Origin of the sequence: Natronorubrum tibetense GA33, assembly GCF_000383975.1 — an archaeon.
GTDB classification, from domain to species: Archaea; Halobacteriota; Halobacteria; order Halobacteriales; family Natrialbaceae; genus Natronorubrum; species Natronorubrum tibetense.
The window spans coordinates 1,890,716-1,904,546 of record NZ_KB913017.1 but is presented as its reverse complement, the minus strand read 5'-3'; the positions used below and the strand labels follow the sequence as shown (position 1 = coordinate 1,904,546).

The window sequence follows — 13,831 nt, the reverse complement described above, 5'->3', positions numbered from 1 at the left end:
CGCGGGCAAAATCCAGTACCGGCTCCGGTATCGTTTAGTACCCACTCTATAGTCCCAGCGTATGAGCAGTCAGCTACGGGACGTACAGGAAACGATCGCGATGTCTCCCGATCCATCGGATCCGTTTACATCGTTACCGCGGGACGAGTGGCGCGATGTGTTCTTCGCGCTGCCGGAGAACGTGCGGGAACCGCTCGTTGCGGAGCTGAACCGCTCGGAGTTGGAGAACTTCATCGATCGACTCGATCCGGACGAAGTGACCGACGTTCTCGGATACGCCAACAAAGAGACCCGCGATGCCGTCCTCGCGACGCTCGATAGCGAGCGCCGCGAGAAGGTTGACTTTCTGCTGTCGTTCAACCCCGAGAGCGCGGCCGGGCTGATGAGCCTCGATTACGTTACCGTCGACAAAACCCGGGATTTCGCCGCAGTGGTCGAGCGCATTCGACGCTTCGAGGATCGAACGGGACAGGTGCCGACGATCTTCGTCACCGACGAAGACGAACTCCTGGGTGAACTCCCGGGGGCGGCGCTCTCGGTGGCCGACCGAGAGACGGAGACGATCGCAGACTACGTCCAGGAGACGCCACACATCCGGTACGACCGAGACGACGAAGACGTCCTCGAGGTGTTCCGACAGAACCGCGAGCGGAACGTCGCAGTGCTCGACGAGGACGAGGATATTCTCGGCGTCATCCACGCCGCCGACCTGCTGATGATGATCGAGGAGGCCGCCGGCGAAACCCTCTACGAGTTCACCGGCGTCGCCGAGGAGGAGAGCGTCCTTGACGGGCCGGGGAAAAAGGTTCGGCGGCGATACAAATGGCTGATCCTCAACCTCGGAACGGCGTTTATGGCCGCCGCGGTCGTCGGGCTGTTCGAGTCGACGATCGCCGCCGTGGCGATTCTGGCCGCCTACATGCCGGTCGTCGCCGGAATGGGAGGCAACGCCGGAACGCAGGCGATGGCGGTCACCGTCCGGGGCATCTCTCTGGACCAGGTGTCGCTCAAGACTGGCAAGCGCGTCGTCGCCAACGAAGTCATCGCCGGCGCCGCGAACGGACTCATTACGGGTGCGCTCGTCGCCGTCATCGCGATCGCGTTCTCCTTCGGCGAGTTCGGCGTCCTGCTCGGCGCCGTTATCGGTATCTCGATGGTTGCAAACCTAGTGATCGCGGGCTTCTTCGGGGCGATTACCCCGCTGTTGCTCGATCGACTCGGCTACGATCCAGCCACCTCCGCGACGATTTTCATCACCACCGCGACCGACGTGCTGGGCTTTTTTGTCTTCCTCGGACTGGCCCAGGCAGTGCTCCTGTAACCGCTGTATCGCGGCGGGAGTCGGTACATCGTTCGCTTCGGTGAACTTCCGATCGTCGTTCGGCTCCGCAATCGAGTGATCGGCGATCGCTGACAGCCACTCAAACGGATACCTCGCTGTCGAGACGCCAGGCGAACTGAACGACCGGGGAACCGAATCGAACGTTCAACGTTGGCAGTCGACGGGACAGCCACAAACGAACGTCCGTCGTGGTCGTCCGTACCGATTCGAACGAGTTCGGAAACCGCCGAGACGGACGCTCGACGGCAAGTGTACGGACTAAAGCGATACTTCCTCACTCGTGCAGATACAATCGCGAAAACTAATGTACCGCAGCGTCACGTACGGACAGATGGTAGGCCACGACTCCGCCGCCGACGTCTACAGACAGGCGTTGCCGGTCATCCTCGTTAGCCTCGTGGCAGGACTATTCGCTGGCACGCTGCTCGGGACCGAAACCATGCGCGACGGGATCGAGAGCGTCCCCGGAATCTTGCTCTTGCTCCCTGCGTTTCTCGCCACGCGCGGTGGCGTCTACGGCTCCCTCGGCGCGCGCCTCTCGAGCGGACTCCACCAGGGACTGATCGATCCCCACTTCGAGTGGAACGACCGCCTGCGCAACGCCGTCGTCGCCTCGTTCCTGAACGGGCTGATCGTCTCCGTCTTCATCGCGGTGCTGGCGTGGGCCATCTTGCTCGCGCTCGGTCGAGGCGGCAGCCTGATCGAACTCGTCATCATCCTGTTCGTCGCCGCACTGTTGAGCGCGTTCGCGATGCTCGGGGTGTTGCTCACCGTGATCTTCAAGGGCTACCGTCGAGGACTCGACCCGGACAACGTCATCGGCCCTGTCGTGACGACCGTGGGTGACGTCTTCGGCGTCGCCTTCCTGCTCGTCGGTATCGCCGTCGCCGGGGTGATCCTGTGAGCAGCAGTGACCGAGATCCGTTGAGCGTCGGCAGCGACCTCCTGCAGGGCGAGGATCTGGAAGACGACCTGCTGGCCGACTGGACCGTCGGCAACATCGTCTCGACGCTCGTCCCCCTCCTGATCGCGCTCTCGATCCTGCAGATGGTCTCGGGCACCGTCCTCGAGACGTTCGAAGACCAGTTGCTCGAGAACCCCTCCCTGCTCGTGTTGGTGCCGGTGATGATCGGGACCGCGGGGAACCTGGGCTCGATCATGTGCTCGCGGCTCTCGACGCAGTTGCACCTGGGAACGCTCGAGTTCTCGCGGGACAATCCCGACATTCGGGCGAACATCGGGGCGGTCTTCGGACTGGCGGCGACCGTCTTCGTCCTGCTCGGCATCGCCTCGTGGGGGATCGGTCGCGCGCTCGGCGGGACGCTCGGTCTCGGCACGCTCCTGTTCATCACGATCGTCAGCGGGATGTTGCTCGCGGGCTGGGTCGTCGTCGTTAGCACCCTCTCGGTCTACGGCTCCTACAAACTCGGCTACGATCCCGATGACACGACGATTCCCGTGGTCACGAACGTCTGTGACATCACCGGTGTGTTGATCCTCTTCGGCGTGGTCTGGATCGTGCTCTAAGCCACACGAGAGTCACCGTTTTTGCATCCGATTCGTCGATCGGCCACGACGAACGAGTCGAACGATCATCACGTTTTTGACAGTGGTCTGTAAGCGTGGACTATGGTCGTCCAAGTACTGCTGAGTGTCTCGGTATTCGTCGCCATCCTGTTCCTTGTCGGCGTCGTAGCCGCATCCTACGTCGGAACGACGGTAGCGTTGAAACGGTTTTTCGACGACGATAATCGGGACGTGCGGGAGGACCACGGGTAACGATCGACCGTCTCGAGCGGCCCGTTGATCACAGCGTGATCGGACGTGAACGCGACATCCGTGCCGGTAGGAAGCCGAAAACGTCGGAGAGTCGACCGCCTAGTCGTCCGCGTAGATCCGATCGACGCGGTCCTGGAACTCGTCCAAGATGACGCGCCGTTTCTTCTTCATCGACGGCGTCAGCATCTTGTTCTCCTCGGTGAACTCCCGGGGCACGAGTTCGAACTGCTTGATCGTCTCGTGTTTCTCGAAGTCCTCGTTGACCCGGTCGACCTCCTGCTGGATGTACTCCCGAACGCGCTCGTCGTCACACATCGCTTCGGGGTCGTCGGGAAGGTCGATCCCTTCCTCGGAGGCCCAGTCACGAACGTGCTCCGTGTTCGGCACCAGCAGCGCACCGATGAACTTCTCGCCGTCGCCGACGACCATCGCCTGCTCGATGATCTCGCTCGCGGCGAACGCGTCCTCGAGCGGCCCCGGTGCGACGTTTTTCCCCGTCGAAAGGACGATGATCTGTTTGGCACGGTCGCGGAACTCGAGGTAGCCGTCGGGGCGCAGATGGACGATATCGCCGGTTCGGAACCACCGGTCGCCGTCTTCGTCCTCGGTAAACGCGCTCCGGGTCGCGCCGGGCTTGTTCCAGTAGCCCTGGGTGACGTTCGGCCCCTTGACGAGGAGTTCGCCGACTTCGCCGGGATCGTCGGTGAACGTCTCCTGATCGACGACGGTCTCGTCGATTCGCAGATCGACCCCCGGAAGCGCCGGACCGATCGTTCCGATCTTCACCGCCTCCGGCGGGTTCGTCGTGACGACCGGCGAGGTCTCGGTCAGTCCGTACCCCTCGTAGATGGGAAGCCCCATCGCGTGGTAGAGCTGGCAGAGCTCCGGCGAGAGGCTGCCGCCGCCGCTGATCAGCAGTTCGATCTCGCCGCCAAGCGCCTCGCGGACCGTCGAGAACACCAGTTTGTCCGCCAGCGACCGCTTGGCGTTCAGGATCGGGCCGGGCGAGTCGGCCCGCTGGTACTCGACGCCGACGTCGGTCGCCCACTCGAAGATCCGCTCTTTGACCGACGACTCGCTGGCCTGCTCGCGGATCGCGTCGTAGATCTTCTCGTAGACCCGCGGGACGCTCGTCGCCGTCGTCGGCTGGACGAGGCTGAAGTCCTCCTGCAGCGTCTCCGAACTCTCCGCGTAGGCCACACACGCGCCCGTTGCGAAGAGGACGAAGTGACCCGCCGTCCGCTCGAAGACGTGCGCCAGCGGCAGGTAGGAGACCGCTTGAGACTCCTCGTCGAGCGCCGGCACGTCGTCGGGTTTGTCCGGCCGCGGCGCGAACCGCTTTCGCACCGCGTTTACGTTCGATCGAAAGTTCCAGTGGGTCAGTTGGACGCCCTTCGGCTGGCCCGTCGTCCCGCTCGTGTAGATCAGACTCGCCAGATCGTCCAGGTCCGGCGCGTCGACGCGCTTCTGGTAGGCCTCGAGGTCGAACGTCTCCTCGCCGCGGTCGTAGACCTCGTCTAAGGTGTAGATGTCGTCGCGGTCGTCGTATCCGGAAATCTCGTCCATCGAGACGATGAACTCGAGGTCGAGTTCGTCCTCGACCTCGAGGACGTTCGCCAGTAGCTCCTCGTTCTCGACGACGACGGCGGACGCACCGGGGTCGTCGAGCAGGTACTCGACCTGATTCGGCGAGGAACTCGTGTAGACCGTCGTGACGGCGGCTCCGGCACCGAGCAGGGCGAAGTCAGACTGCGCCCACTCCATTCGTGTGTCGGCGAAGATTCCCACGCGATCCCCCTGCTCGACGCCGAGATCGTGAAAGCCCGCCGAGAGCTTGCGGACGATGTCGCGCATCTCGGTGTAGGAGATGGTCCGGAACTCGCCGGGCGTCGCGGCCGGAAGCACCGAGTCGGTCAGCGATCGATCGTAGATCCCGCCCTTGTACTTCTGTGCCGGACGGTTCGCGTTCCGTTCGGCGGACTCCTCGAACATTCGTGCGAGCGTCGTCTCCCCGATTACCTCGTCCTCGTACTCTCGTTCGGCATCCCGCCAGTTCATATACGTGTGACAGTACCTCCCGCGCGATAAAACGTGATGAAACGGAACTCATCTGTGGTCGCGTTTATTTGCGTTCCGAAGGCCGAGTCAGAGGGGCGATATCGGTCGAAATCGGCCGATATGGAGGAAATACCGGTTCCATTTTCCCACTGTTCAGAGGTTTATGGTAACAACAGGCACAATTACGCCGGGAAGCAACGCTGACAGCGGAACTCGATCGAGCAGTCCGGACAAAGCGGACGCCCGTATAGTTCCGTCAGGAGCATCGCGGTCGATCCGCACTCGAGAACGGCAGAGCCACGACTCACTCTCGACGAATTCGTCCCGACGCTCAGTCGCGCTGGTCGAGGTAGCCGAGGACCCCTCGCGTGTTCATCGCCGCCTCGGCGGTGGCCTTCTCCTCGCCCCAGACGTCGACCATCTCGCTCGAGGTCGCGAAGTGCTCGATCACGGCGTCGTCGTCCGCGAGTTCCGCGCGTTTCGTCTCGACGGCATCGACCCACTCGCCGAGGACGGTCGCGTACTCCTCGAGCGCCCGGTCGACGTCGTCGCCGACCTCCCGCGGGCCGAAGTGCGTGTAACAAAGCACGTCCGGATCGATCGATTTCAGCGTCTCACAGTCCTCGAGACACTGCTCGAGGTGGAAGTCCGACGGTGGCGACGTCTCTCGGATCTCCTCGGTGCTTGGCACCCAGATCCCCGCCGCGTCGCCGGTGAAGACGGCGTCGTTCGCCGGATCTTCGAAGACGACCTGGTGGAACGCGTGGCCCGGCGTCGCGTGGACGTGCAGTTCGTGGTCGCCGAGGTCGACGACGTCGCCGTCTTCGATCTCGACGACGCGCTCCTCGTCGAGCGGCCGCGGCTCGACGTAGTACTCCCATTGCTCGCCGACAGCGGCTTTCGTTCCGGCGACGAGTCGCTCGGGATCGATAAGCAGCCCCGCACCGGCGGCCGGGACGTAGACATCCGCGTTGGGGCACGCCTCTGCGAGAAAACCCGCCCCGCCGGCGTGATCGAGGTGAATGTGCGTCACCGCAATGACCTCGAGGTCCTCGCGCTCGATGCCGAGTTCGTCGAGCGCCTCGAGGATCAGTTCGTGGTTGGTGCCGAGTCCCGTCTCGACGACTGCGGGTCGCTCATCGTCGAGAATGTAGGCCGCACCGTACTCGGGCGTGTCGTACATGCCGGTGTCGATGTAGTAACAGTCCGTACAGTCGCCGGCCGTCACCTCGTGAACGTCGCCGATATCCGGTCCCATACCCGTAGCCTGTCGCCGTACAGGATAAAAGCTGGCGTCGCGGCCGAATGGACGACTGCCGGACCCGGCGTCGACCGTGGCCGTTACACCCATTACCACGGGAGTCCGTTGCTACCCTGTATGGGGGAGCACACCGCGTCGGCATCGACGAGACTACCATGAGCCGCGCCGCTGTTCGGCGACCGACCGACGCGACAGTTCCCTGGCTCGTCGGCGGCCTCGGCGCGCTCTCGTTCGCTTTCTTTCTCGGGTGGAGTCTCTGGTTCGCGTCAGTGCTCGACGCGACGGCCGTCGTCCTCGGGTTCACGACGGTCGGCATCCCCGCGCTCGGCCTGGTCTGGGGCGGCTATCGACTCGAGCGGAGCACGATCGGCGTCGACCGCTACCGTCGTCTCGCCCAGTGGTGTTTCGGCTGCGGAGTCGGCTTTCTGGCAGTCAACGGCCTCATAATGATCTTCTTTCCCTGGCACTCGACCTCCGGTAACGTCTCCTGGGCGCAGTTCTCGCTGAACGTGGGCGCCGTGGCCGGACTCACCGTCGGCTACGTCGAAGCCCGAGCGATCCAGCGCGAGGTCGAGGCGACGGCGGCCACCGTTCGCGCCGAGCGACTGGCGGAGGAACGGGAGGTTCTCACCTACCTGAACGACCTCCTGCGACACGAGGTGCTGAACAGCGCCCAGATCATCGGCGGCCACGCCTCGTTGCTCCTCGAGGACGCCGACGACCGATCGCGAACCCACCTCGAGACGATCGATCGCGAAAGCGATGCGCTCACCGACGTGATCGACGACGTCCGGGCGATGTTGAACGCGAGTCGGAAGCCGGTGGTAACCGGGACGATCGATCTCGGCGACCTGCTGGAGTCCGAACTGACGGCGCTCGACGATCGGGCCGAGGAACTCGAGATCGACGCCGACATCCCTGACGACGTGTTCGTCGAGGGAAACGAGGGGGTCAGATGGGTCTTCGCGAACGTACTCGAGAACGCCGTCGAGCACAACGACAGCGAGCCGCCGCGGGTCGCGGCAACCGTCGCAACACGGCCCGAGACGGTGGCCGTCGAAATCGCGGACGATGGGCCGGGTATTCCGCCCGAAACGCGCGAGACGCTGTTCGAGCGAAAGTCGGAGAACCACGGGTTGGGGCTGTATCTCGTCCGGATCCTGGTGCACCGATACGGCGGAGCCGTCGAACTGACGGAGACCGGACCCGACGGGAGCGTGTTCACCGTCACACTGCCTCGAGCGCACGATCCGGACGATACCGATCGAGAAGCGGCACGCACTCCGGGTACGGACGAAGACGTGTCGGAGACGGCAACAGCTTGACATCCTCCCCGCCCTGAAGGGCGAGGATTCCCGACCGCGTTGGGATATTGTGGTTTACGACATGGCCCGTTCTTGAGGCGCGAATGCGCCAGTTTCCTTGTCAAACAGGTACGTCGATGGCTGTGCCAACCAGCCGTTACTCCTATTCACCGAGAGAGTCGGTGAACTCGGAGATACTTTTTGCCGAATGTTCTCAGCACCGTTCACGTCCGCGTTCGCTACCGTCCCACAGCTGTCGCACACGTACAACCCACGTTCGACACGGTTTGCATCCCGCTTGCGGTCACAACACGAACACGACTTCGACGTGTCTCGCTCGGACACTTCTTCGACGGCGATTCCTCCCATCTCGGCTTTGTATTCGAGCAGGTCAGTGAAGCGGTCGAACGCCCACGAATGCAAGTCGAGATTACCGTGTTTCCCCCAGTTTTTTGACTCATCGTTCTCCTCGTCCTCACGGATGCCGGAGAGGTCACCAACTACGATGGTTCCAACGCCTTCATCAACACACCGCCGGACGATGTGCTTGGAGAGTACATGGAAGTAGTGAGTGCGGCGAGCAGACTTCTTTTGGTTCAGTCGCGTGGCCTGCTCGGAATCCGAGTCGTCACACTGGGCGAGTCGTTTGCTGAAGTAGTAGTCGTCCTGCTTCAAGCAGTTGAGCGGGTACAACTCGCTGTGGCCATCTTCGTAGGCGAGCGCGGCGAAGTTGTTGATACCGAGATCAACACCCACGGTTTTCTCACCGGGCGTTTCAGCCACGTCGATCTCGACTTTACAGACGAACTGTAGTTCCCACTCCTCACCTGTCCAGACGGCCCGTACTTGTTGGACGTTCTCCACGGTGGAGAGGTCAACGTCGGGTCGAGTCTGGTACTCACAGAGGATGAAATCCGACCAATACCCCTTGAGATTCGACCCTTTGGAGAGTCGGACACGGTTGTACTGGGTGTCGAGTTTGAAGCCAGCAGCTTTGAAGGTGACCGTCGAACGCGGGTGTTCGTCGCCGTGTTTGCGGTAGCCGGGCGGGTTCGCTCTCGTGTCTCCGTTGCGTCGTTTGCCGTACCAGCCGTTGAACGCCTCAGCGAGTTCTTGGAGGACTCGCTGACTTGACTGAGAATGCAGGTCATCGTAGCGTTCGTGCGACTTCAGGTACGCGGTGAGTTCGGCGTGACCGGGTATATGGCCGATTTCCGACCACACACGGCCACACGTCCACCGTCCGACGTTCCACAGCTTCGAGGCTGCGAACCCGAGCGAATCGAGGTCATCAGACACCCGTGACTGATTCCGAATGGAAGCAGTGTAAGTGCGGGTGACGACCTTTTTCGCCATACATAACCTATGTAGACAAACCTACTTGAAGGTGTGTATTGACGCAGCGTGGAATATCCAGTCACACTATCGTCAGTAGGTTGTGAAGGGTTATGTCGGATTCATCCCCGCCCTAAAGGGCGGGGCTTTCTCCTTGATTCTCCGTAACACGCGGAGACCGAACCGGTCTCGAGCACGGGTTCGGGGTCGAACGACGGGGAAACGGGGACGGGACGTCCCTAAACTGGCGTCTCGAGATGCCGGCCGCGAATCGGTCGTCGCTCGTTTCCGACCGAAGCGGTCACGATCGGTCGCGACCGAGGAGATCGTCGACCGCCCACCGACGGCAGCTTAGCGCTCTTCGAGGCAGTCTTTCCACTCGCCGATCCCCGACGGATCGAGGTGGACGTGTGCGTCACCGACGTCCTCGAGCCCCCGGAGCCGATCAACCAGCTCCGACTCGATGTCGTGGGCCTGTCGGAACGGCATGTTGCCGTCGACCTCGACGTGGACCTCGACCTCGAGGACGGTGCCGTCGTAGAAGACGGTCAGATCGTGGACGCCCCGAACGTTGGGGTGACTGTGCAGACTCTCGGTGATCTCCGCGCGCTTTTCGGGGTCCGGTGCGGCTCCGATGAGGTAATCGACGTTCTCGCGGCCGATCTCGACGCCCTGGTAGACGACGAGCAGGCTGACGAGACCGCCGGCGATGGGATCGAGCAGCGGAAATCCGAGCAGAACGCCGAGGACCCCGACGACGGCCGCGAAGGTGGTGTAAATATCGTTCAGACAGTCCGTCGCGAGCGCCTTCAGCGCGGTCGAGTCGAGGTCCTCGTTGACTCGCGTCGTGTACCAGTAGACGAGATACATATCGACGATCGCAAAGGCCAGCGCGGCGAGCAACAGCAGGTTCGCGTCCGGCGGGTCCTGCTCGAGGAGCCCCTGGATAGACTCCGAGAGCAACAACAGTCCGAGCACGGCGATGATCGCGCCGACGAACAGCGCCGTCAGCGGTTCGATCCGGTCGTGTCCGTGCGGATGCGTGTCGTCGGGTTCGTCGTAGGAACTCCGGCCCCAGATCAGCACTACGATGCTCGCGACCAGATCCGCGACCGAGTGGGCTGCGTCGGCGACCAGCGCGACGCTGCCGAACGCAAGCCCCGCTGCCCCTTCGACGATGATCTTCGCCGCGTTGCCGAGGACGTTCGCCCACGAGGCTCGCGTGAACCCGCGTCGGTCCGCCTCGGCGTCGGTCATTGCAGGGATTAGAAGGAGTCTAAACTTGGGTCTTTTCCTTCTGCGGTCGACGCTGTGACCGTATCGCACGGCGGTCGGGATCGACGTCGATCCTCGAGCCGATGTTCCGCAATTCTCAAGACGACCCTGTGAGTACACCGCCGTATCCGGGCGATGGGGCCCGCCCGACCCAACTGCCGAACGCTCGCAGGCGGCGTCCGCCGTTGTGAAATCGACGGTCGCGTCCGGCCGCGAGGGCGGCTGACGGTCCCTGTCAACGTATCAGCCATGGCAGACCACCCCATCGTTCGACTCGAGACGCTCGCACTGATCGGTATCGGCGGCTTCGCCGGTTCGAACCTCCGGTACTTCGCACTCGGCCTGTTCTCGGACGTCCAGGCCGTGTTGCTGGTCAACGTGCTGGGCTGTTTCGCGCTCGGATTCCTGGTCTACGAGGCTGAGTACTCGGGACTCGTCGCCAGGAGATCGCGAACCGTCTTCACCACCGGCTTTCTCTCGTCGTTGACGACCTACAGCACGTTTGCGATTCAATCGGCGCTTTCGGCCGACCCCCTCCTGCTCGTCGCCATCGTCGCCGGCAACTACGGACTCGGCTTTACCGCCGTCCTCGCGAGTCGGGTACTTGCACGCCGGCTTCGCGACGACGCCACTCCCTCCGCCGGAGGTGAGACAGCGTGATCGAAAGCACAGTTCCCGGGTTCGTTACCTTCGACCCCGAACCCGCACACGTCGTCGGCACCGGCGGTGCAATCGGGGCCGTGTTGCGCCACTGGGTCTACCTGGAGTTCTCGAGCGATCGGTTCCCGTGGCCGACGCTCGCGGTAAACGTGATCGGCAGTTTCGTCTTCGGACTCGCGATGTTCGCCGGCGCGGGCGAGTCGACGCTCCAGTTCGTCGGAATCGGTATCTGCGGCGCGTTCACGACGTTCTCCTCGTTCTCCGTCGAGACCGTCCAACTGTACGAACGGGGCGACCGACTGCTCGCCGTCGTCAACGCCGGCGGGAACCTCGCGCTCTCGCTTCTGGCGATCGGACTCGCGTGGGGACTCGTCGCGCTGGGGCTGTTCTAGTCGTTACTCGTGTCGCGGATGACCGTGACGGGGACGCCGGCACGTCGAACGACCTGTTCTGCGACACTTCCGAGCAGATAGCGCGCCGTCCCCTCCCGTCCGTGGCTGCCGAGGACGATTCCGTCGAAACCGTGCTCGTCGGCGTGGTCGACGATCGTTCTCGCCGGCCGGCCGACCTCGAGTGTCGTCTCGACGGTCCGGTCGTTCGGGACGCCCTCGCGGAGCGACTCGAGGACGGCCTCCCCCTTCTGGCGTTCGGTCCCGTGTTCGTCGTCGGCCGTGTAGCCCGGATACGACTGGCGGCGGCTGTAGTCGACCGCGGGGTCGACGACGTACAGCAGCGTCAGTCGAGCGTCCGGGAACGTCTCGAGGGCGTACTCGATGGCCGAACGCGCGGGTCTCGAGCCGTCCACGGGGACGAGAACGTGGTGGTCCATACCATTGTAACGGAGGAGTGTTCAAAAAGAAATACCGGTCGCGGATCGGGTCGTGATTCGAGCCGTGGAGCATCGTCCGCTGACCGAGCGCACTCAGTCCCGTCGGCGGTGGCTCGAGATGTATAGTAGCCACTGCAAGTCAGTGCACACCTGATCGCCAGTCGGGTCGGCGATTTGTGCGTAAACCGTTGCAGTGGCTACGATAACTGTGCGAAATGTGAAATCGTCGTTCAATATCGCCGTCAGGCGACGGTGAACGCAGAAATTAGTTGCGGACGACGTTCGTCGCGCGGGGACCCTTGGGGGCCTGTTCGATGTCGAATTCGATCTCGGTGCCTTCTTCGAGGTCCGGGCCGCCGACGTCTTCCATGTGGAAGAATACGTCATCGTCCGCGTCGTCCGTCGAAATGAAACCGTAGCCGCCTGTGTCGTTGAAGAAATCAACGTTACCGTTTGCCATTACGAACAAATGTAGTGCCGGGCCACGGATAACCCTTGTGAGGGTCGTGGTACCACGCTTTCGTGCGTAAAAAGGGAACCGAAAATATCCCCCGAGCCGCGTTATCGGCGAGTCACGACAGTTCCCGGAACAGAGGCTGCCGCTCCGAAGGAGCGCAATAGTGCCCTCGCGTCCGTGACCGTCGTGATCAGCGGCTCCGACGCGGCTGCCGGATCGAAGCCGAGCCTGTTCATATTTCGGGGATGCTGTAGCCGACGACGGACCGCCACCGCGGCTACCGGCGCTCCCGTCCCGGTACGTTTAACATCGGACTCAGTGATTTGCTGATATGAGCGTTCGCGGCGACTTCTGGTCCATCTACCGGGAGGCGCTCCCTATCCTGTTGATCGCACTGGGCGGTGGGCTCTTCGCCGGATTGGTGCTCGAGGGGATCCTCGAGAGCGTCGACCGCTTTCCGGGGCTGCTCGTGATGGTGCCCGTCTTTCTGGCGACGCGAGGGAACGTCTACGGCGCGCTGGGTGGGCGCATCTCGAGCGGGCTCCACCAGGGGCTCATCGAACCGCGGTTCGAGTGGAACGATCGACTGGTCAACGCCGTCATCGCCTCGTTCGTCAACGGAATCGGGATCTCGATCGTTATCGGCGTGGTCACGTGGGGAGCGCTGCTGGTGATCGGCTGGGAGGTCGCCGCGCTGTACGAACTCGTCGGCATCATGCTCGTCGCCGGCGTCCTGACCTCGATCGTCCTCATCTTCGGCCTGCTCGCGCTGATTTTTTTGGGGTACAAACACGGCTACGATCCCGACAACCTCGTTGGCCCGATCGTGACGACCCTCGGTGACATCTTCGGCATGCTGTTCATGCTGTTCGCGATCGGCCTCGTGGAGGTGCTCGTCTGATGGTCGTCCCCGCCGGCGGCTCGCTCGGCACGTGGAACTGGAAGCGCATCGTGAGCAACATGTTCCCGCTGCTCGTCGTGCTCTCGATCATCGTCCTCTGGGCCGGGATCACGCTCGAGGGTGCCGAGGAGATGTTAGAGGAGTTCGCCGTCCTCGCGGTGATGGTGCCGACGATGGTCGACATGGGCGGCAACCTCGGCGCAATCTTGAGCTCGCGGCTGTCGACGCGCTTTCACCTGGGGACGACCGAACTCGACCCGCGCGATCGGGAGCTCTGGGCGGACGTGGCGGCTATTCTCGCGCTCGCGGCGACGATTTTCACGGCACTGGCGATCGGTGCCGCGGCGATCGATGTGATCGTCTTCGGCGGAGTCATCGGCTTCGGCACGCTGCTTCTGATCTCGCTCGTCAGTGGGATGTCGGTGGCCGTCATCGCGATCGTCTTCAGCTTCGCGGCGACCTACGGCTCCTACCGGCTGGGAATCGACCCCGACGACACGACGATCCCGATCGTCACGAACGTCGTCGACGTCTTCGGAATGGTCATTTTCATCGGCGTCTCGGCGCTGGTCCTCGGTTTCTGACCCGCTGAGCGCTTCGGGACGTGACCGGAATCTACACGGGCGATCC

15 protein-coding genes and 1 pseudogene are annotated in these 13,831 nt (G+C 63.0%); 9 read left to right on the top strand and 7 right to left on the bottom strand.

The window, feature by feature from the left end:
- Positions 1-61: 61 nt before the first annotated feature.
- From NATTI_RS0109830 to NATTI_RS26765, 4 genes are all read left to right on the top strand, one after another.
- Complete coding sequence (locus NATTI_RS0109830; RefSeq protein WP_006087722.1) at positions 62-1,321, top strand: magnesium transporter; 1,260 nt, start codon at positions 62-64, stop codon at positions 1,319-1,321.
- Positions 1,322-1,673: 352 nt separating this feature from the next.
- Complete coding sequence (locus NATTI_RS0109825; protein ID WP_027119113.1) at positions 1,674-2,246, top strand: magnesium transporter; 573 nt, start codon at positions 1,674-1,676, stop codon at positions 2,244-2,246.
- 20 nt (positions 2,247-2,266) lie between these two features.
- On the top strand, positions 2,267-2,869 hold the full coding sequence (locus NATTI_RS0109820; protein WP_027119112.1) for a magnesium transporter: 603 nt from the start codon (positions 2,267-2,269) through the stop codon (positions 2,867-2,869).
- 102 nt (positions 2,870-2,971) lie between these two features.
- Positions 2,972-3,121 (top strand): hypothetical protein, encoded by a 150-nt coding sequence (locus NATTI_RS26765; RefSeq protein WP_193787770.1) that lies wholly within the window; start codon positions 2,972-2,974, stop codon positions 3,119-3,121.
- A 99-nt stretch (positions 3,122-3,220) separates the two neighbouring features.
- Here the strand turns inward: NATTI_RS26765 and NATTI_RS0109810 are convergent, their stop codons facing one another.
- Complete coding sequence (locus tag NATTI_RS0109810) at positions 3,221-5,179, bottom strand: AMP-dependent synthetase/ligase (RefSeq protein WP_006087718.1); 1,959 nt, start codon at positions 5,177-5,179, stop codon at positions 3,221-3,223.
- Between the two features lie 331 nt (positions 5,180-5,510).
- Entirely contained in the window at positions 5,511-6,437 is a 927-nt protein-coding gene (locus NATTI_RS0109805; protein WP_006087717.1) for an MBL fold metallo-hydrolase, read from the bottom strand.
- 158 nt (positions 6,438-6,595) lie between these two features.
- On the opposite strand from NATTI_RS0109805, the gene NATTI_RS0109800 reads away from it, so the two are divergent.
- Positions 6,596-7,765 carry a sensor histidine kinase gene (locus NATTI_RS0109800; protein ID WP_006087716.1) on the top strand — a complete coding sequence of 390 codons (1,170 nt, stop codon included), beginning with the start codon at positions 6,596-6,598 and terminating at the stop codon, positions 7,763-7,765.
- Between the two features lie 54 nt (positions 7,766-7,819).
- On the opposite strand, the gene NATTI_RS0109795 is transcribed toward NATTI_RS0109800, so the two are convergent.
- Positions 7,820-9,100: an RNA-guided endonuclease InsQ/TnpB family protein gene (locus tag NATTI_RS0109795; protein WP_006087715.1), complete on the bottom strand. Its 1,281-nt coding sequence runs from the start codon at positions 9,098-9,100 to the stop codon at positions 7,820-7,822.
- A 330-nt stretch (positions 9,101-9,430) separates the two neighbouring features.
- The gene (locus NATTI_RS0109790) at positions 9,431-10,336 is read right to left on the bottom strand and encodes a cation diffusion facilitator family transporter (RefSeq protein WP_006087714.1); all 906 of its coding nucleotides are present in this window, start codon (positions 10,334-10,336) and stop codon (positions 9,431-9,433) included.
- Positions 10,337-10,603: 267 nt separating this feature from the next.
- Between NATTI_RS0109790 and NATTI_RS0109785 the strand changes: the two genes are divergently transcribed.
- Both NATTI_RS0109785 and NATTI_RS0109780 read left to right on the top strand, forming a co-directional pair.
- The gene (locus tag NATTI_RS0109785; RefSeq protein WP_006087713.1) at positions 10,604-11,014 is read left to right on the top strand and encodes a fluoride efflux transporter FluC; all 411 of its coding nucleotides are present in this window, start codon (positions 10,604-10,606) and stop codon (positions 11,012-11,014) included.
- A complete protein-coding gene (locus NATTI_RS0109780) occupies positions 11,011-11,406 on the top strand; it encodes a fluoride efflux transporter FluC (RefSeq protein WP_006087712.1) in 396 nt (131 codons plus the stop codon). Before NATTI_RS0109785 ends, NATTI_RS0109780 begins: the two co-directional genes overlap by 4 nt.
- On the opposite strand, the gene NATTI_RS0109775 is transcribed toward NATTI_RS0109780, so the two are convergent.
- The 3 genes and pseudogenes from NATTI_RS0109775 to NATTI_RS27480 form a co-directional block, all read right to left on the bottom strand.
- Positions 11,403-11,843, bottom strand: a complete 441-nt coding sequence (locus NATTI_RS0109775) for a universal stress protein (RefSeq protein WP_006087711.1) — start codon at positions 11,841-11,843, stop codon at positions 11,403-11,405. The genes NATTI_RS0109780 and NATTI_RS0109775 overlap by 4 nt on opposite strands.
- A 265-nt stretch (positions 11,844-12,108) precedes the next feature.
- The gene (locus tag NATTI_RS0109770; RefSeq protein ID WP_006087710.1) at positions 12,109-12,303 is read right to left on the bottom strand and encodes a cold-shock protein; all 195 of its coding nucleotides are present in this window, start codon (positions 12,301-12,303) and stop codon (positions 12,109-12,111) included.
- A 101-nt stretch (positions 12,304-12,404) separates the two neighbouring features.
- Positions 12,405-12,565: pseudogene (locus NATTI_RS27480) on the bottom strand (magnesium transporter); the annotation flags it as partial.
- A 66-nt stretch (positions 12,566-12,631) separates the two neighbouring features.
- Between NATTI_RS27480 and NATTI_RS0109765 the strand changes: the two are divergent.
- Both NATTI_RS0109765 and NATTI_RS0109760 read left to right on the top strand, forming a co-directional pair.
- Positions 12,632-13,201 (top strand): magnesium transporter, encoded by a 570-nt coding sequence (locus NATTI_RS0109765; protein WP_006087709.1) that lies wholly within the window; start codon positions 12,632-12,634, stop codon positions 13,199-13,201.
- A complete protein-coding gene (locus NATTI_RS0109760; RefSeq protein WP_006087708.1) occupies positions 13,201-13,785 on the top strand; it encodes a magnesium transporter in 585 nt (194 codons plus the stop codon). Before NATTI_RS0109765 ends, NATTI_RS0109760 begins: the two co-directional genes overlap by 1 nt.
- Positions 13,786-13,831: the final 46 nt, after the last annotated feature.